We start from the raw sequence: 20,455 nt of genomic DNA on the forward strand, positions 1-20,455 counted from the left end.
TCATTATTTTTATTCATAAGGTTACTTTCATTATTTCTATCGGGTTATAATCATTGAGTGCAATGTGCAGGGAGGGTTGCAGAGACATTCCTGCGTTTTCTGCCCCTTTGCGGAACAATTCCCTGCTATTGGGGGATACGGAGTTGAAGACGATGCAACCGCCGGGCTGCAATACTTCTTTCAGGCGTACCAGTATATTTTCTAATTTTCCACCGTGTCCGCCGATAAAGACAGCGTCGGGGTGGGGGAGAGGTTCCAGATCAGTTTGCAGGAAATCTCCGATTAAGGCTGTGATTCCCGGCGCACCGAAACGGCGGGAGTTGATGCGCATCAGTTCTTCTCCTTCGGGACGTATCTCGAACGAAACAACCGTAAGATGCGGGAATTGCAGGCGGGCTTCGATGGAGACAGAGCCTGTGCAGAAACCGATGTCCCAAAAGACACGGCGGCGATTCAGTTCCAATGCCTGCAAGGTAAGGAGTCGGATCGGAGCTTTGGTAATCATGCGGGCACGTCCGTCCAAGTGGGCAAATTGTTCGTCGGGAAGACCGAAGGGGCGGGGTTGTTCAGTTATGGAGGGCTGACTATCTATAGGGAGGAGAGCTTCCTTGCTATGGGTGTCGTAGCTGACCGTATACGGGTGCCGTAGCTGATCGTCTACGGGTGTCGTAGCTGACCGCCTACGGGTGTCGTAGCAGAGCAGCAAGTTATTCGGGTGCTCAAATGTCTCTTTTTCAGCTTCTTCAAGACTCATCCGACGAATGCGCTCGTGTTCGGGATTGCCGAGGTGTTCACCGATGTATATCGTGTAATCGGTGTATCCGTATTCCAACATTCGCGCGGCGATAGTGGCAGGGGTATGCTCCCGATCTGTCAGTACACCTATTTTGTGGGCACGTTCTATGAGTGCTTTGTCCAGTTCCTGCCACGGGCGTCCTGTCAGGGAGACGGTACGCATATCGTCGTAGGGCATCACCAGTCTGTGCGCTAATGTTTGCAGGGAATTGAAAGCCGGGTAGAGGCGTATCTTTGCATCGGGCAGTTTTCGTTTTACCGTATTGGCGAAGCCGAAAAACAGAGGATCTCCGGATGCAAATACGACAATCGATGCATCGGAAGCAGTCTTCTCAAAGTCTGCAAAAATGTTTTCGTATTGGGCAAAGACGTTATCCAGTGGAACTGTTATGGAAATCCACTCCGCACCTTCCGGAAGTAACTTCTCTACAATCTCCCGATGCCGCAAACCACCGGAGAAAACTTTTCCTTCCCGGATGTGCCGCAGCACTTCGGGCGGGAAGAAAGGTTCCCGGTTGTCGTCCATGCCTATAATAATAAAGTTTCGTATCATCATTATTGAATTTATAAGTTACGAGCTACAAGCTACGAGCTACGAGTGCCTTTCGGTGTGATAGCGAGTATAGCGCAGCAACTTGTAGCTTGTAGCTCGTAACTTGTAACTAACGGGCTTTGCCCGTTACACATCCCGTCCCGGCCTTAACTGTTCCGCATCATTGTAGCACAAGATTGCATTCACCAGTGTTGCAGCCAAATTACTTCCTCCTTTTCGTCCCTCCACTATCAGTTTGGGTATTTCCATGAACGGCTTCACCATGTGTTTGGATTCCTGTACATGTACAAAGCCCACAGGCGCGGCAATAATACCGCTTGGTACAGCCTTTCCTTTACGTACCAGATCACAAAGTTCCATCAAGGCCGTCGGCGCATTACCGAATACGAACAAGGCATCCGGATGTTCCTCCACCGCCAGACGTATACCGGCTTGTGTACGGGTGATTCCTTTTTCCGCTGCCATTGCCGCTACCCGTTCATCGGAAAGATAACATTTCACTTCTACCCCCAGCCGTTGTAAAGCTCCTTTGCGGATACCACTGGCAGCCATCGTCACATCCGTAACAATCGTTTTCAACCGACCGTCTGCTATTTTCTGATAAAGCTTTTCCACAGCACCTTTATCCGTATACAACAGCTTTTCCATTTCAAAATCAGCCGTGGTATGGATGGCGTGCAGCAAAGCCCATTTATGATCCAGAGGAATATTCTTATTCTTTAGTTCCGACTCAATGGTCCGGAAACTTTGTATCATGATGTCCTGACCTATCCCCTTAGCCGGTTGTTCATCCTTATCCGGACGGTTATAATATCCCCGGGGAGTAATGAACTTGCCGTTCCACGCATAAGACTGCGAGTTACCGATCAGGATGACCGTAAACATATCCACTTCTTCGGGATTGAAATCGGCGAGTGTCGTCAGATGTACTTCCTGTTCCTCCCGTCCAGCCTGGCGTACATAACCTACCGGAGTCTCCGAAGTACGTCCTTCTGCGAGAAACAACTCTTTCAGTCGATAGAGTTGCCAATACCGCCCTTCGCTTTTCGGATTGTATACAGCCGTTACGAAATCAGCCATGGCTGCCGCACGGATGCGACGCTCGATCCGTTCCCACGGTGTCATCAAGTCGGAGAGGGAAATCACACAGAAATCATGTCCCACAGGAGCACCCAGCAGTGAAGCGGCTTTCTGAAAAGCACTGATACCCGGCAAGGCAATTACTTCGACGTTGCTGTTCCGTTCCCGCTTCATCTCGTAAATCAGCGGAGTCATTCCATAAATCCCCGCGTCACCGGAACTGATGACACAAACCGTTTTTCCCTGTTCCGCCAATTCAAATGCCTGTTCCGCACGAGTGCGTTCCCGCTTCATACCCGTATCTATACATTCTGTTTCAGGGTGAAGATAAGGCTGGATAAAACGGAAATAATATTTATATCCCACTACTACATCCGCTTCGCGAACCGCCTCCAGAACCGCAGGCGTAATGTCTTGTTCGCTGCCCGGTCCGATGCCGGCAACTATTATCTTTGGCTGTTTCATATCGCTTATATTTCTATCATGCAAAGATACATTCTATTCTCTAAATTTCGGGTATAAAAGGGTGTAAAAAGGGCTACACCCTTTGCCTGGAATGGTGTAGCCATCCGGGGCAAAAGGTGTAGCCATAAGAGGGAAAGGGTGTAGCTATTTCAGCAACGCCTCAATGTGTTCCATATATAACTTCCGGATAGCGGGTTGTTCGCCCAGTCCCTGCATGCGGACATTGGCCTGATAACCTGCTTTTTCCATTTCCGGTTTCCATACTCCGACGATGTCTTCTTTTGTATGATTACCGCATACCAGCAACAACGGTATCAGTGTCACTTGTTTCGGGCGTGTCTCCTTCAACTGTGCCAGTGTAGCGTCCAGTGTAGGATAACCCTCGATGGTGCTGACGTGGAAGTTTTTCAGTCCGTGGGCTTTCATCATATAGTCCAGCATGGCGTAAGTGGCGGTACTTGGCAATTGATTGCCGTGTCCCACATAGATGACGTCCTCTTTCTTTCCGGGCTGTTCCTGTGTCAGAATTTCGATAACCTTTTCGCAATCTTCCACTGTATAAAGCAATGGGTTACCCACCTTTATTTCTTTAAAGAAGGGTTTCACGCTCTCCGCATCGCGGCGGACGGAAGTCATTTCACTTCCTTCAATCAGTGTTGTACTCTGTATCAGTACACGCGAATATCCTTCGCTTCTGAGTTTCAGCAGTGCGTCTACCGGACTGTCTTTATGAACGCCTTGCTTCTCCAGCCTGCGCCGAACGATGGGAGAGATATACGCTTCGCGCACTTCAAACTGCGGAAAAGTTTCTTTTGCCTCACGGGTGATTACGTCGAGTGTCAGTGCACGCGTATCAGGGTCCGAACTTCCGTAATGGGTAATGAGAAGGGCGGTCTTCTCCCCCTGTGCAGAGGAGAAGAGAGCCACACTCAGTAAACAAAGAGTGATGAAAAGATGCTTCATATCAATAATAAGTTGTTATGCGTTAATTCTTTAGCTTTAAAGTCAGACTCACCACCAACATACGTCCCGGTGAGTACAGGGTGAAGTTCTTCGTCAGAGGTCTCATATCTCTCTTGTTGAAGATATTGTCGATACCGATACCGGGTTCCAGGAAGAAACTGCTGAAACAGTCGAAGGAGTGGCGAGTGTTCAGGTTCCAGATACCGTAACCCGGAGCATCTCCGTCGGCATCTCCCGGATAGTAGCATTTGCTTTGTAGACGGCCGTTCAGGTTGAGGTTCATGGTATAGTAACCCCATGAATGTGCATAGTTTCCGCTGATGGTTGCCGTGTGGCGGATGCTGCGTTGAATATTTTGCCAGCCTTCTTCACCTTTACCGCGGGCATAAGCGTAGGTATAGTTACCATTCAGCGTAAAGCCGGCGAATGGATTGCCTGACAAACTCACCTCAAAACCACGGACGGTAGCCTTTTCAAAGTTGATGTATTCTTTCAGGTTTACATTCTTGGTAGATGATAAGTCTGCCAGTTCGGGGAATTCTTCCTTCAGTTGCTGCTGGGCCTCAGCGGACAAATCATTGAATGCGGTTACTTTGGAAGACACCATATCTGTCAGATAATTCAGATATCCCGTAACAGAGGCACTGAAACGGTTGGTGCGGTATTCCATATTGACGGAGTAGTAGTTGCTGTGTTCAGGCTTCAGGTCAGCATCACCGATGGAGATGGTGTATTTGCTACCCATTTTCTTGAACATGCTGTAATACAATTCGTCTACGCCGGGAGCACGGAAACCTGCTGCATATGTAGCACGTACGTTGAAGTTTCCAATATTGTACATGGCTGCCACTTTCGGGGTGAAACGTCCGCCTGCCTGTTCGTGATAGTCATAGCGTGCACCGACAATGCCTGTGAAGTGATCCCACAGTTTTACCTCATGCTGTCCGTAGCCCGACAAAGTATATACTCCTTTGTCTACATCGGCATCGGGACGAACAAGAATATCCTTGCGGTAGTCCACTCCGAAGACAGTGGTACTGTTGGTGGTGAAACCGAAGATACCTTTCAGTTCGGCATCATGGAACTTCTGTCTTTTGGTGAATGCGTAGTCCCCCGGTTGGTAATCACCGGCTGCCAGCATGTATTTGTAGCGCGAAGTATAATTGTTGCCTACATAATCCAACTGGATGGAGGAACGTTTATTCAGTCTGTACTTGGCTCCTGTACCCCAGTTGTAGCCTTCGTAATGCGTATTATAATCATTTCCGCCTGTCATGCCGTCGCGTTTGGCGGGACGGTCGGTCATACGCCAGTAATATCCGCCATTGGCATAGAACGAGAGTTTTTCCGTAGCATCGTAGGTGAATTGCTGCGAAAAGTTATTCATGCTGTAGCCGATGGAAAGCTGATCGAGGGTTTCAACCAGGTCATCATTCTTGTCTACGGTCAGGCCACTGTTTTGCCAGCCATCCGAGTGATCGTATTTATAAGCAGTGTAAGAGGCGAGCTTTCCTTTGGCAATGTCCAGGTTGAGGCCTTGTGAAAACTGATTCTTTCTTGTATAACGGCTGTTGGTGGTGAAGGAGATTTCATCTTTCGGCTGGTTGGTGATGATGTTGATAACACCGGCAATCGCATCCGAACCATAGAGCGAAGAAGCTGCGCCGTTTAAAACCTCGATACGCTTCACACGGCTCATGTCTATCTGACTGATGTCGATATTACCGCTGATATCCCCCGTCACTTTACGTCCGTTAATCAGTATCAGTACATATTTATTGGAAAGTCCGTTCATCATCAGATACGAACCCATCGCATTCGGAGAGAAGGAGAGAGAGGGAACCATCATGGTCATGGCTTGTTGGAAATCCGTGATTCCGGCACGTTTTATTTCGTTAGCGGTGATGACGGATACCGGTGCCGGAGTATTTTTCAGTCGCTGATGCGTACCCGTACCGGTTACTACTACAGGATTCAAATCCACAGTTTTATCTACGGAAGTTTCACCTTTATCAGCCTGTGCCCATGCACCGGCAGCGATACTTCCCATTAAGAGAGTCGTTAAGAATCTTTGCTTTATCATAAAATTATCGTTTGTTTGGAAATGCAAAGATATGGGGAAGATGAGGGCAAGAAAATACCCACTGATGGGTATTTCTATTGTTAAAAACCCTTGTTTATAGGTATGGACTCTTTAACTTTTATTCAAAGGGTGACGGATGTCTATCATTATTCCGGAACATAGATAATTTCTCCACTTTCCAGTTGGTAGGCTACACCGACTTTTTTCCCTCGCTTGCCGGAAGTTTCCTGTTCCTCGCTGGGAGTGTATCGCTTGATTTCCTGTCCTTCTTTCGTAATGATTTCCATATTCTCTTTTCCGGGATTCTTCACCATAGTGAAGTCTTCTTTGGAAAACATTTCCGTCATGTTGAAGCGGGAGACGAGGGCAACCATCAGTGCGACGGCAAAGACCATGGCTACATCAAAAAGGTTCGCTACCGTACCCATTGGGTCGGAGTCCGTTTGGTTATGGAGCAGTCTGTTTCGTTTCATATTCTTTTATGAGGCTGAGGGTTATTCATTGGTTTTGTTTCGCAGAGTCTTGTCCAGATATTCCAGATCATTTATTTCACGGGCATACCAGCGTTGTTTCACTTGCAGAGTGATGACGCCGACTGCGGCAATCACCATACCGACCACGGTGGTGGCAAAGGCTACCTGCATATTGTAAGCCATTGAGGAAATATCTCCTGTAGCCAGTCCGACAAGGGCGGGACCCATCGGAATCAGTGTTCCCATCAATCCCAGCATCGGGCCGAGTTTGATGAAAGTGCGCGAGCGTCCCAGCTCTTTTTCGGCGTCTACTTCGAAGTTGGCAAGCAGGCGTTCGCAGTAGGCAGCGTTATCGCGGTGCTCGGCAAGCTTTTTCAGGCAACGGAGCAAAGGTTGTTTCCCGGCTTGGGGCAAGCTCTGTAACTGTTCGTTAATGTTTCCAGGAGTGATGGTTTCCAACATCTCGGAGAGTTGTTTTTGCAGTTTCATCCGTTGGTAGAATTCTCCGAAGAAACCTCCGGCAAGGATAATGGCGCGGAGGAAGAACAGGAGTAATAATACGATGACCGGAACAAGTAGTCCGTTGGATATCCAGAAGAGTGAGTTTGAAATGGTTTCCATAATGATATTTATAATTTTAGTAGTTACTGTTTATTTAGTAGCCGGTAGCTATGATGCTCAGTACGACTATGAATATGTTTACAATAAAAAGGATTTCAAGGCGCAGGGCTTTATCTCCCAATAGGATTTGTAGCAATCGGGCACCGATACCGATAAGTAAGAATGTGGTGGTGGCTACTGTCCATGAGAGCATATTGAAATCAATGCCTGGAAAAGAGAATAATAATTCAGCCAGTACATAGCATAGTACGCCACCTATCAATAAACCGGGGTAAAGGTGGAGCAGAAAGGTGACGCTTCGTTTGAATGTAGTGTCTCTTGTACGCATTCCGGAGAAGCAGTCGAAGCAAAAGGTTATCAGGATGGCGGCTTCCAGTGTGATGCAAACAGATACATCCAGCATTTTTCCCCGGGAAGCGAAAAAGGCTGTTATTGCTGTCTTAGATTGCTCGGTTACCCAAGGGGTAATGAGTAAAACAAATAGGGCACAACATAGTGCTGTCAGCCACGTTCCCCAACGGGGATAGAAGCCGACCTTCAGCAGGAAGCTGAGGGTGATGAAGATTGCTAATATGGGAATGACATAATTCATAGTTATTGGGTGAATGGTAATTTGTTAGTGATTAGTGTTTAGTGATAAGTGATTAGTGGCTGCGCTATTACTCCGCATGGTGCTAATCACTTATCACTAAACACTAATCATTATGAAGTTATTTACTTTTTCTTCTTTTAATTAATGCAACCAGTCCAATGAACACCACCAGTACCACGCCTCCAATCACTAATCCGTTTGTAGTACGTTTCTGCACTACCTGTTCCGGTGTCAGCTTCTTTTCTTTCAATACTACATCTTTTCCATTGGTCGAAGCGGCTTCATATATTGCTTTCATATCCTGATTGAATTCCTGTTTCTCTTTCGCATCCAGATTATCTGCAACGAACGACTGTAATTTGGCATTGTCGCATACAAATTCCGTGCAAGCGGCACCCTTCTCACGGGTTATCTGTGCGTGCAGTGCAGCTGTTTCTTTCAACTGTTCAGGGCTTGCTTTCCAATAGCCTTTCCGTGCACTTTCCAGCATCACCGCAGTCATAGCCTGATAGGATGCTGGATTCACCCGGAGAAAATAATCTTGTATTCCGAGTTTATTTTCATCCTGAATGTACATCCGGTACAGGTCATTAAAAATCTCCTTACCCATTGCCGACGGACGCATTACATGCCAGCCAAAGATATTGCGGAAAATCTCTCCGAACATTTGTGCCGAACCTGCACCGCCTTTCATCCGTTCCTGTATGAATGTCGGATTCAATATCGTAGCCCGCGTCTCCACAGCAATCGCCTCTTTGGTCTCCTGCATACGGCGGTTGGTACGATTACGATAATCGGCCATATAAGCATCCGGTTCTTTACCCGTCAGTGTTTTTACAGTAAGAGATAATCCGCCGGTGAATTCATATACATGGTCCAATGAAATAGGTCCCCACGTATTACTCTGCCGCGGCTGAATCACTACATCCGTTTCGGAGAGGGCAGAGGCAAACAAATCTTTCTGAACCTCGCCCCAGTTATCTTCATCACCATAAGCGGCACCCATATTATTGAGATATCCTTGGGCGATTTCCTTTTCATCCTCCCATGATCCACTATGCTCGGTATATCCCATGATTCCTGTACTGTATCCACTGTTGACAGGACCGAATACACGCATCACAGACATTTCCCGTGCACGTTTTGGAGAAGTCCCTTTTTCCACCAGTAACTTTTCCTGTAGCACTGTTCCCGATGCCACATAGTTGGGATATGCTTCGTCCTTTGCTTCCGACGCTAGGCGAACCGCATCCGTCAGTAACTTCAGACGTGATCCGGCTATGTCGCGAAGCTGTCCTGAGACTTGTACCACTACATTAATACGTGGTCGCCCCAGTTCTTCGCTGGGCACAAGTCTCAAATCTACTACACGTCCTTGTCCGTCGCGTACAGGCTCCACACCCAACATCCAGAAGACTTGTGCCAGCGTGGCTCCTTCGGTTGTGATAAATTCACCCGCCCAGAAAGTATAACTCACTTTCCGCGGATATTCCCCATGTTTGCCGGTGTATTGTTTCAGGGTTGCTTCCGCCAGTCGTTTTCCGTCTTCCCATGCACGTGGATTAGGGGTTGTTTCAGCATTTACGCTATACATATTCCTTCCTGTGGGCAATACATTGGGGTTCAATACCGGATCTCCACCCGGAGCAGGCAGAACTGTTCCTCCATTCAGACCGCGTACCATTGCGTTGAATTCATTGGCAGTAGAAGCTATTAGTTGTTCGCGATAGCGCAATGCGGGGCGAAGGTCCGGGGCAATGGCAACCGTATCATGAGGCGGATTCTGTAACATAGCCGTCAGTCGTTTCTTTGCCGTTGGCAGATAATGGTGGGCTATATATGTAAAGTCTTGCAATTGTTCCGTAGTAATCTTGCCTTTATCCCGGTCAGCTTTGGCCGTTTCGTAAGCCAGGGCATCTGCACTGACGGCAAAGGTGGTTTGCAGTAAGTCACGTTCCGAATAAGGTTCACCCATCGTGTAGTATGCACCCAGCATCTTCTCATTAGCTATCTCTTCGGTAAAGGCATCCAGACGTTCCAGTTCTTCGGCAGTATAGGGTTTGTCCGGTACGGAATCCAGTTCCAGGTCCCGGTGAAGTCCCAGGCGAACAGTCTCTTTCTTGACGCGTATTCCCAGCATGCGATGTCCTTCCGTTCCTTCATCCAGAAGTTTATGAATATCTTCCAGTAATTGGTTATATCGCTGTCTCATGCCACTTTCCGCATACGGCGGAGTCAGATGAGTGACGAGTACAGCATGTGTACGTCGTTTGGCAATAATACCTTCTCCTACATTTCCCGTAGTATAGAAATAGAAATGCGGCAGATTACCTACCAGTGCTTCCGACCAGTCTGCCTGTGATAAACCCACATTTTTTCCCGGAGTATATTCCAGGTTTCCATGTGTACCGAAGTGTATCAGTACATCCGCTTTAAAACCTTTCTGCATATACAGATAAGGTGCCAGATAACTGTGAGGCGGCGCTACGGGCATGCCATGTACCAGCTTGAAATCGTCGTCTCCCAATGCCGGACGGGGTTGTGGAAACAATAACACATTGCCGAATCGCAGGCAGGCAATGGCGATACTGTCTTCCGTGGCTAATAAATTGCCGGGAGCGTCTCCATAACGGTCAGTCACTTCCTTGTACTTTTCCGGCAGGATCACTTCTTTTGCCCAGGTTTCATATTGTCCGGTAGACAGCCATACAGGGTGTGCTGTTTTCAGGAATTGTTCCTGTGCCCCTTTGGCATACGAACCCATGACAGAGCCGTCACGGTATATCCTGTTTCCGAATTCTTCTACGGTGGCAGGCAGATTGCTTACGTCATATCCTTCATTGCGCAAGCGTTTCAGGAAGTTATAAAGAGAAGGAATCACCTCCATGCCGCTTGCCAGCAAGGCATCTTTACCAGGTGTCTTGAAGTAGCAGATGGCGACGCGTTTGTCCTTGTTGGATTTATCGCGAAGAGACATATATTTGCTGATATGCTCAACTAAAGCATCCATCCGTTCCGGTTCCGGTGTGTGCAGAATATATCCTTCTTCATTCTCATTTTGTGTGGAAATACATAAGGGGGCCATGCCTCCGTCTATTTCGGGTACTACTACACGTGCCGTCAGTGTACCTCCACTTACAGGTACGTTGGGGTTCAGCCATTCTTCACGCGGTTGTACCAGTGGGAAAGGCATGAAGAGGGGAATATTTTCCTGATGTAACCAGTTAATGAGCGAGTCATTTCCCAGACGTCCCATAGGCAGATAAATCAATCCGTCGGGATGAAGGGTACGTATCAGGTCTTCGCGTCCCTTACCGCTACCGGTGATGGGATAAATGTTGAAACCTGCCTGTGTCAGACGGGAGATCAGGGTATCTACATGGGCGCGGGTACCTTCTACCGGAAAACTGATGCCTGAGATAAAAGCAAGATTGCGCCCACCTTCGTGATAGAGCTGTTTTTGTCTCAGATATTCAGTCAACTCTTGCGGAGTTTTGAAGTATTGACCGTATTCCTGATGATAAAACAGGTTGTTGGGTAATTCTATGGGATTTTCAAAAGAACGGTCACCCAGTCGATGAGGAGTGGAAATGTGTCGCAGATAACGTAAAGCATTCCTGTAATTCTGTCTGCAAGCATTTTGGAAATACATTTGCAGGGTCTCCTGTTGTTCAGGAGTGATATTGTGGTTGACGATGAAGTTGAAATGTCTTAGCGCATTGGTAAAAACTGGAATACCTTTGGCAGCTACCCGTTCCAGTTCCGCTACTTGTGTTTCGTCCAGAAACAATCCTCGTCCGTACATCATGATGGCATCATAGCCGGAAAGGTCTTTCACTTCCTCCATCTTGATGCACTTCACGCGGATATGGCTGCAATCATTATTCAGTGCGATGTCTGCTGCTTGTGCGGGCAGGGGATTGATGATGAGGATGCGGGTAGGTGCCCACCAATAATTGTAGGCTGCAAAGCAAGCGATGACCACGGCGATTATGCAGCCAAGGATTATTCCTGTTCTTTTCTTGTTCATAGTAAGCGTTTTTGTTTTTTGCGACATTTTCTTCGAACATAATTTATGCTCAACACTATACCGGTTACTGAAGTTACTGTTCCACCCAGTAGTAATATCCATAGTACTGTCTTACGTAAAGTGGTATTTGAATTCAAGCCCGGAAGACGCATCCGGTGCATAGCCGTATAACTCCAGTATTTCCAACGGGAAGAGGTATTGACATAACGGATGATACCTGTTTCTGGATGAATATAGAAAACACTCCGGTCAGGATCATCCACCGTTATTTTCCAGACGGGAAGTTGACTTCGTCCACGATACATACTACTCATATCGCGGTAATAAGTTTCAAAATGGTTCAGTAGTGTCATGTGTAGCTCCGGACGTTGATGTGCCGGAATACTGTCGGCAGCATATACACTTTCCACACCTTCCCGAATCTCTTTTTCCTGAAGTTGCAGAGTATGTGGTACACTATCCGTAGCATCAATATATTGTTCTCCCTTTCCATCTTTAACGGTATAGTAGGGATGTTTCCGGAAATTGCTCCATTCTATCTGCCGCACTTCCGGGAAACTGGTAATCACGGTGCGATAATCCAGCGTGTAATCTTCTGGTTGGGGCGCCTTTGCTTGCAGTGTACGTAGCGGACTGCTCTTCAAAGCCGGTTTATGAATCCATTCCGGAATGTCGGCAACGGACATCATGCCACTGAAAGTAAAGGTCAATACGAATATTCCGAAAAAAATGCCACTGACATAGTGCCAATGATACCATTTCTTCCGGTAAGGTGAGAACCCTTGGCGATGACTCTTACGTGTCCTGTGCCATACGTCGACTGTAACCCATATCCCTGCAATTACCATAAGGCAACCTATGCCGGATAACCAAATAACGGTTTTACTCCACAACGTGGCGTCTTGCCGTAGCCAAGTGAAATACACCCAATGGGGAATAGCTCCCAGCCATGCCCAGAAGCGTTCGTTCTTGTTGGAAAGTTGTAATACTTCTCCGCTTTGTGAACTTATGTAAAGCTGTGTTTTTGCATCATCAGCAAAATGTATCTTATAAATGGGCATTTCCTTTTTCAGTTCACCGAAAGGTATCCACTGATCCAGTGTATGTAGGGTGTCAATGTATGCAATGGGGGAGGCGGACCATAAGGTGGCTATTTGCCGGATACGTTCATTGTCGATTATCGACAAGGTGTCCGATGGGTCCAGGTGAAGTTCATGTATTCCTTTGTTGGTACGGATATGGAAGATTGTTTGTCCCAGACTGCGGTCTAAGGTGAGTTTTTTCACTTTTTCTCCTTTGGGCAGACGTGAAAGGACAGAAGTGATATCAGGCAGTGAGTCGCCTGAGGCGGAGAGTAATTCTTGCTTTTGTAGTTTTTCCTTTGCACTGACACGTGGAAAGCGGTGGTACATCATCACAAAAGCGGAGAGGAACCACATAAGAAATAGGATACAAAGCAGTGTGCCCAGTATCCTATGTAAAGAGTACATTAATTTGGTAATGATATTCATCTGTTATTCCACATCTTTTCCGGCAGCATATCCGGCTTTCTTTTCCATGATATTCAGCATGCGATGTTTCAGCATAAAGCGGATATGGTTGATGAAAATTTCCTGTATCTCGGGTACCTGTCCCAGTCCTTCTATACGGACATTCACGGTGTAGCCTTCTTTTTCGAGTGCTTCTTTCCAATCTTCGGCGATGTCATTCTTGGCATGATCTCCGGCTACGAACATAAATGGTACCAAGGTAACTTGTTTCGCCTTTCCGGCTTTCAACTGTGCCAGCATTGTCTCAAATGAAGGATATCCTTCGATGGTACCTACGTGGAAGTTACTCAGTCCGTTAGCTTTCAGCATATAGTCCATCTGGCTGTAAATGGCGGTGCTGGGAGTATAGGTGCCATGACCGACAAGTACGAAATGTTCACCTTTCTTAGCGGATACTTTTTGATTTTGCGTATCGGTGAGTCTATTATTCAATATTTCAACTACCTTTTCTGCATCTTCCACTGAATAGAGCAGGGGAGTGCCGATACGGATTTCCCTAAAGAAAGGTTGTACACTTTCCATATCTCGACGAAGTGACTCCATTTCTACGCCGTCAATGATGTTCGAGCTTTGCACAATAACATGTGTGTAACCTTCACTACGCAGACGGAGCATAGCATCCAGCGGAGTTAGTTTCTCTATGCCGCGTGCTTTAAGACGGCGGATAATGATACGGGAAGTAAAAGCTTCACACATTTCCAGATCAGGGAATGCTTCGCGGGCTTTCGCATTGATAGCGTCAATAGTCAGGGCACGGGTATCATCGTGTGTAGTACCGAAGTGTACCATCAGCAGGGCGGCTTTATCACCGGGTTTCATACTTGCGAGCATATCGCTTGCTACGAAGTTTTCCCCCTCGTGCGCAGAGCATAGGAAAGTGAGGTTGCAAAGAAATAAAAGGATAAATAGCTTTTTCATAAGGTAGAAATGATGCTTTTTAAATATTTTGAAAAAGGTTATGTGTCAATTTATATTTTAAGTACAGATTATACGAAAATTACAAGAAAGAGATTAATGATTCTTGTTATCGTATAACCTGTACCTGAATATATGATGATTAATCGTTTTCAACGACACGTATCATGTCGAAGTAGAATTTACCTTCCACTTCTGCTCCCTTTTCTACGGTACCGGTCTTAATGTCGTAGATATAGATAATAGCATTGGCATCCTCTTCTGTATCTACACCGATGTAGGCTTTATCGTTAAAGATAACGGAACGTTGCGAGAAGCGGCCACCGCTGTAAGCAATTTCTTTGCCATTGTAGCTCAGGCGAGTTTTGGTTCCAGTAGTAAGGTCAATGATGGCATAGTAATGTGAGAATGCATCAATAACTGTAGGTTTCTTTATTCCTGCAGCAGCAGCTTTGTCGCTAATAGGTGCATTATCGTTGCGAGCATATACCAGAGCTTTGTTATTTCCTAAATACTGAACAGTCATCAACTTACCATCTGCATTGGAATAACCATTGTAAGAGGTATCAAACTCTGTTTCACCCGCTTTGATACGCAGCAACATACCTTTTTCAAGACCGCTTGCTTCTTCATGGAAACAAGCCAGATAAAGATTACCAGCTTCGTCATATGCTACGCAGTCCTGCATCAATTCTCCGTAAGCACTTCCTGCCATTTCACCTTCAACGGGAGAAATAATATCTTTTTCCACCTTCATAGTTGATGGGTTGATGATGGCTGCATGAAAATTAGGCTCTTGTTCACTTGCAACAGTTTGGCCTGCCTTTTCTTTCCAGTAATAGAAGTAATATAATTTATTGTCTGACTTGCGGTAGGTGAGAATACCTGAACTTGTCAGCTTTTTCCAGTCGGTAGGAGCGGGTATAGTTACTTCACCTTCATCAAGGATAGTTAAATCGTCTGCTTTCAGTTTCGTATAAAGAACTTTATCCTTGTCGCCGTTGGTAGATATGATAACGAGTGTGTTATCGTCAATCCAGGCATGTGTGTAGGCACGTACTTTATAAGTATTAGTCTTGAAAGGGCGCTCTGCAATCACATCGATTTTATTATTCTTGATCTGATACTTTACGAAGCGGTCAGCGGAACCAGGGATTTGATAATAGTATTTCCCTTTTGAGATAGACTCCATAGAGTAATCTCCGAGTTCCGATCCTACTCCTTCAACGGTGATGACACCTCTATCAGCCGTCAATGTACTGGTACTAGTGACAATAGTAGTGTTTTTACTGCTCATACCACCATGCTTACCTACGGTTACAAAAAGGTCGAAGTGATAATCACCTTCATTGATACCCGGATCTGGAGTAGGAGTAGGATCATCATCAGAACAAGCCGTAAATGAGATTGCCATCATGGCTGCCATAAAGGCCAAGAGTGTAAATTTGAATTTTTTCATCTTGAATAATTATTAATGATTAGTTAATGAATAATCGGAACTTGGCAAAAAAAGCACGTCCGGGTTTTTGCAACTTATAGTTGTCATAGGCTGTCTTGTCGAGGAAATTGGTACACTCTAAAGCAATGTTGTAGCGTCCGCGTTTCCATGAGTAGGTAATATCAGCATTGCAGATATGTTGAGCCGGAATGCGTGCCTTGCCTTCAGTGGCACCATAAGCCTCCCACAAAAGGTAATACCAGTGTATCCACTGATAAGTGCAACCTAGGCGTAGCTTGCTTTCTGGTAATGCCATGTTACGGAAAGTATAGTATGCTTCCGCACTACCAAACAACCAAGGACGGTTGGGTACACGGTTGTTGTAGGTAGCCGATGGTTTTCCGCCATTCTTGTACTTCTGTTGGTCGCGAGCATCTTGATAGCTGACGTTGCTGGCAAGTTGCAGCTTACCTTGCCAATCGTAGCGTACCTCTCCTTCCACACCCTTAATGTGGACTGCGGGTACATTGGTATATTTCATTGTACCTTCTTTTTCAGCAACTTCGCTCTGAATATAGTTGTCAACCTTGCGGAAGAATCCGCTTGCTTCGTAGTAGAAGGTATGTCCGGTACCCGGATGCCACGTACCGAATAGACCGGCATTGAAGTTATCACTGTTTTCCGGTTTCAGTGCTACGTTGGCGTAGATATTAGTACCGTTTCCCAATAGTTCGCGTGCGATGGGAAGTCTCACACTATGCTCATAGGACACTTTCACGGCTAAAGCTTCCGCTACAGTGTACCGAAGTCCGACACCGTAGCCTAGATAGTTCTTGGTTGTGGAACCTTGTACCGCTTCAGAACCGGTCACGCTAGGCTGATCGGTCTGCCGGATATTCGGGTGATTGATATAATCCTTTATGAAAAACACATTCTCCATCTTGCCATCCAATAACGACTGATTGTAAGAAAAGCCCAGGATATGTTTGGACACAACATCGTTGGATGGCTCGAAAGTGGTAGCCAAATCATCATAACGGTCGTTGCCGGTACGACTCAGATGATAGTTCAAGTTAAAGTTATGATGATTGTTCAGTTTATAATCCAGGTTGGCTCGAACCACAGTCAGTGGGCGCTTATAATGGCGCATGGATCGTTCTTTGCCCATAATTTCATTACGCTGGCCATCTATGTATCCACCATCCCAGTAATATTTTCGGTAGGTGGTGTCCACGGTCAATGAGTGATCCCAAGTCTGGGAGAGAGCTGCATTCAGCTGCATATTCTTCAGAATGAAATTACGCTTCTGGTAATGTGCTGAAATATTCCAGGCATCTGAATTTCTTTCCGCCATTCCATATACTTTGGTCTGGACAGCCCCCGTCTGTAATTCTTTATCTGTCTTGGAATAGGAAGCGGAAACGAAGAATGCATCTGCCCATGACTTGTTGGCAACTCCTACCTCTATTTGCCCCAGTAAGGAGAAGTAGTCATCGTGGAAGCGTTTAGGATTACCATATATGAAATTGTCACCACTCTCATCCCGCATTTGCACGTCTTTCATCCTATAATCATTCTTTGAATAATTTACTCCCACAGTAGGTCGGATAATCAATCCTGTTTTAGGTTCTACAAATTGTGCATTCAAGTCTGCTTTGTGCGTATGGAATGAACCGATGCCATAAGAGACATCCAGATAATTTTTCTTTTCTTGTTTGGTTATAATATTGATGGCACCACCCAATGCATCCGTTCCCAAGCTGGCAGGAACCACACCTTTATATATTTCAATCCGGTCTATAATATTCACCGGAAGATTAGCAAGTGAAACTCCACTTCCTTTAGTGTCCAACGGCATTCCATCTAAAAAGTAGCGAATAGAATTGCCGGATAAACCATTTATAGACAAATCAAAGTCTGAACCGACACCTCCTTCTTCTCTCACCTTAATGCCTGTTGTACGGTTTACAAGGTCATTGAGGTTATTTAGCGAATTTACTATAGGTTTTATATCGAGAGCATTGACGGAAAAAACTCCTTCTTTTACTTTCTGTGTCTGTGTCTTTCCATAAACTTCAACGGAGTTCAAAGTAACAGCACTTTCTTGTAATGTGAAGTTGAGCGTTTTGTTTTGTTGGATATTAGATGTGGACTTTACAGTTTGATAACCTATTAAAGATACGACAAGTGTACATTTTCCAGGTGATACTTTCAGGGAATACCGTCCGTTATCATCCGTATAAGTTCCGGATGTGGTATTTTCTACTGCAATTGTAACTAATGATAAAGGGGTACCGTGTTGGTCTGTAACTTTTCCCGATAGAGTAATCGTATTTTGCGCTATTACACCTATCTGCGATAAACAGGTTAACATAAATAGTACACATGAAATAATTTTCATTTCAATCTCTTAGTTAAAGCATTTATGACTTACTTTACGGGAGTATGTGCATAGAGAAAAAGAATTCTTTATCTTTCATAAAGAATTACCAGCCTCGATGTTTTTCTGCTTCATTTCCCGAAAGCATTAAAACTATGTTGTTCTTGGCAGGTATTCTGACTTATCCATCTTTGAATGCCTTCCCATCCGACCAGCAGACAGTGGCTATTGGAGTATATTCAAGATTTTGAAAGGATTTTACAGCAGCGGGTCTGTTCAGGACTTGCACCTGATTCCCTTTTCATCGCATTCCCATAGAGCCAAGGAGATGCGAAACCAAAAACGCTGCAAAGATATATAAAAAGTCAGTCTGAACAATGAAAATATCTGAAAATGTTTTTTATAACATAAATAGAGGTACAGGCTGAAAAGTAATGTATTTGTACGTTTATAAAGCGGAAGATATGAATTCAGAAGAAAAAACAATGAAAGAGTGTATAAAAAGGTATCAAAAGAATAAATGATAAATAAAAAAGTTCTATATTGGGGGGTATAAGAAGGTATAAGAAACACTTACGGCTGCGATAGCCTGCGCTTGTACAAGTGTGAACGTTCACTTGTACAAGCGTAGGCTATCGCAGCCGCAAGTGTTCAATGGCAATTATTAGAACGACCGTCCCTTAAATATATTCGACTCGGACAGTGGAATGAGCTTGCCATCCAGCGTCAATCTATTTGAGTTGAAATTCGGATTTACTGTGGCGGATACGTTGTTGCTGCCATGAGTTAGCCTAATGGAAACTTGTGCTGAGATTCCTACACCTGTCACACTAAAATTGCAAGTTACATTCCCTTTTTTGTCAGTGGTGGTTTTTACTTCACCTACAGTGCCATCCACTGTGACACCTCCAATTCCATTAGGACCTGCAAAGGCGCCGTTGAAAGCAATCTGTACGGATGCCCGGTCACCATTTAAAAGGATAAAATTGGTATTGGATGTAACAAAAGCACTACGGCCTCTTTTGAATGTCACACGATCCGCTTCCAATACAAACTTTCTCTCCTTTATGGCTTGTACTGCATCAGTGTATGCTCGTTCTTCTTCTATTTTCTCCCGAGCTTTTTCTGCATCACGTTGGGCTTTACGTTCAGCACGGCGACTTTCACTTTTACTTTCCTGTGCATAGATTGTTGTAGATGCACCTATAAAAACTAACATCAATAATACGATAATTTTTTTCATAACTTATTCTTTTTTTGTTCCGTTTGTTTCAATATCACTTGAATAAACAATCTGAAAATTAAAAAGATGCGTGTAATCTATATTATTATGGCGCGCATTAATATTTATTAATGAGATTTAGTGCCTGAATTAATAATAAAGAGAAGGTGCATAACGAACAGTAAACTGCCGCCATACACCTTCTCAAGAAGTAATTAAAGAGAGAGATTAATGTTTATTCTTCTGCGTCCGGGTCATACATCGGTTCACTCTGTAGGGCTGCCGACATGTGGCTGATCCATACGTTTACAATTTCAGAATAGTCGGCCAGTCCTTTGATATCACAATTGCTGAGTGGACAAGTATATCCGGCTTTGTTTAGTTCGTAACGCCAGCTTCCTTCTTCGGGATCGTTTTCGCTTACGCCGCCTTTCATGTCATTGTTGGCATGATCTCCGGCAATGGACATCAATGGATGGCAGATGACATCTCCCGATGCTTTTCCGGCTGCTTGCATGCGGGAAATCATGTTATCTACATAATTATCTTCCATATCAACCGTTGCCACAAAATAATTGGAACTGTAAGTCTTCTGAAGTTCTTCTTCCAACATGGTGTAGCGGGAGTTACCGTTTCCGTAGTTCCAGCCTTCGGGGTTACCGTGCCCCATGAACGTAACAATCTTGCCTGCATCTACTTTTGCTTTATAGTTTTTGTGCAGAATAGTTGCCACTTCCTTCACATCATCTTCCGATTCCAGCAACGGACCGGCCAAGTATACCTTTATATCTCCAAATTCAGGGTGGTCACCGCTGTAGTGAAAGTCTTTCACGGAATTTTGCACCCGGAGATATTCTTCACCCGGGATAACGTGTAAAGACTGTACGCAAACTGTTTTATAACCTGCAAGTCCGATAGCTTCCAGATAGAAAGACGGAGCATAATAGTTCCAGCCTTTGGCTGCGCAACGGGTCATACAGATTTCTGAAGTGAAAGAAAAATAGACATCCATGTTGGAGAACTTTTTGGCGAATTGTTCTTTCATGCCTTTGAAGGTTTCCTGCGGTGCGTCCCAAGTACTTCCGAAAGTAACAAGCAGCAAAGCAGTGTCATGCTTTTTGTTAGCTTTTACTTCGGCAGATACAGCTTCCATTTTCTTATCATGTTTGGATTGTGCCGAGTCATCGTCATCGTCCGAGCAAGATACTACGGAGAAAGACATCAGAGCAGCCAGTGCCGCCATCATCATTAACTTGAATTGTTTCATGTCATTAATTGTTTTTAAAAGGGTTAAT

14 protein-coding genes and 1 riboswitch are annotated in these 20,455 nt (G+C 45.3%); all 14 genes read right to left on the reverse strand.

Annotation, left to right across the window (positions count from 1 at the left end):
* Positions 1-13: 13 nt before the first annotated feature.
* Entirely contained in the window at positions 14-1,348 is a 1,335-nt protein-coding gene (locus K429_RS0124995) for a bifunctional cobalt-precorrin-7 (C(5))-methyltransferase/cobalt-precorrin-6B (C(15))-methyltransferase (RefSeq protein ID WP_029328515.1), read from the reverse strand.
* Between the two features lie 126 nt (positions 1,349-1,474).
* Positions 1,475-2,893 (reverse strand): precorrin-3B C(17)-methyltransferase, encoded by a 1,419-nt coding sequence (gene cobJ, locus K429_RS0125000; protein ID WP_029328516.1) that lies wholly within the window; start codon positions 2,891-2,893, stop codon positions 1,475-1,477.
* Between the two features lie 144 nt (positions 2,894-3,037).
* Positions 3,038-3,856 carry a sirohydrochlorin cobaltochelatase gene (locus tag K429_RS0125005; protein ID WP_029328517.1) on the reverse strand — a complete coding sequence of 273 codons (819 nt, stop codon included), beginning with the start codon at positions 3,854-3,856 and terminating at the stop codon, positions 3,038-3,040.
* A gap of 22 nt (positions 3,857-3,878) precedes the next feature.
* On the reverse strand, positions 3,879-5,939 hold the full coding sequence (locus K429_RS0125010; RefSeq protein WP_029328519.1) for a TonB-dependent siderophore receptor: 2,061 nt from the start codon (positions 5,937-5,939) through the stop codon (positions 3,879-3,881).
* 146 nt (positions 5,940-6,085) lie between these two features.
* Entirely contained in the window at positions 6,086-6,412 is a 327-nt protein-coding gene (locus tag K429_RS0125015) for a DUF2149 domain-containing protein (RefSeq protein ID WP_007213923.1), read from the reverse strand.
* Between the two features lie 21 nt (positions 6,413-6,433).
* Positions 6,434-7,033: a MotA/TolQ/ExbB proton channel family protein gene (locus K429_RS0125020; RefSeq protein WP_029328521.1), complete on the reverse strand. Its 600-nt coding sequence runs from the start codon at positions 7,031-7,033 to the stop codon at positions 6,434-6,436.
* A 34-nt stretch (positions 7,034-7,067) separates the two neighbouring features.
* Complete coding sequence (locus tag K429_RS0125025) at positions 7,068-7,625, reverse strand: hypothetical protein (RefSeq protein WP_029328523.1); 558 nt, start codon at positions 7,623-7,625, stop codon at positions 7,068-7,070.
* Between the two features lie 118 nt (positions 7,626-7,743).
* Complete coding sequence (locus K429_RS0125030) at positions 7,744-11,655, reverse strand: cobaltochelatase subunit CobN (protein ID WP_029328524.1); 3,912 nt, start codon at positions 11,653-11,655, stop codon at positions 7,744-7,746.
* Positions 11,652-13,166: a PepSY domain-containing protein gene (locus K429_RS0125035; protein WP_029328525.1), complete on the reverse strand. Its 1,515-nt coding sequence runs from the start codon at positions 13,164-13,166 to the stop codon at positions 11,652-11,654. The genes K429_RS0125030 and K429_RS0125035 overlap by 4 nt, the downstream gene beginning before the upstream one ends.
* A gap of 3 nt (positions 13,167-13,169) precedes the next feature.
* Positions 13,170-14,123 carry a sirohydrochlorin cobaltochelatase gene (locus K429_RS0125040; RefSeq protein ID WP_029328526.1) on the reverse strand — a complete coding sequence of 318 codons (954 nt, stop codon included), beginning with the start codon at positions 14,121-14,123 and terminating at the stop codon, positions 13,170-13,172.
* A gap of 139 nt (positions 14,124-14,262) precedes the next feature.
* Positions 14,263-15,579, reverse strand: a complete 1,317-nt coding sequence (locus tag K429_RS0125045; RefSeq protein ID WP_007218318.1) for a hypothetical protein — start codon at positions 15,577-15,579, stop codon at positions 14,263-14,265.
* A gap of 19 nt (positions 15,580-15,598) precedes the next feature.
* Complete coding sequence (locus tag K429_RS0125050) at positions 15,599-17,959, reverse strand: TonB-dependent receptor (protein WP_029328527.1); 2,361 nt, start codon at positions 17,957-17,959, stop codon at positions 15,599-15,601.
* A gap of 127 nt (positions 17,960-18,086) precedes the next feature.
* Positions 18,087-18,294, reverse strand: a riboswitch (cobalamin riboswitch).
* 308 nt (positions 18,295-18,602) lie between these two features.
* A complete protein-coding gene (locus tag K429_RS0125060) occupies positions 18,603-19,181 on the reverse strand; it encodes a DUF4251 domain-containing protein (protein WP_029328529.1) in 579 nt (192 codons plus the stop codon).
* A 214-nt stretch (positions 19,182-19,395) separates the two neighbouring features.
* Positions 19,396-20,427: a sirohydrochlorin cobaltochelatase gene (locus K429_RS0125065; RefSeq protein WP_029328530.1), complete on the reverse strand. Its 1,032-nt coding sequence runs from the start codon at positions 20,425-20,427 to the stop codon at positions 19,396-19,398.
* Between the last annotated feature and the right edge of the window lie 28 nt (positions 20,428-20,455).

This window comes from Bacteroides sp. 14(A) (genome assembly GCF_000526555.1).
GTDB classification, from domain to species: Bacteria; Bacteroidota; Bacteroidia; order Bacteroidales; family Bacteroidaceae; genus Bacteroides; species Bacteroides cellulosilyticus.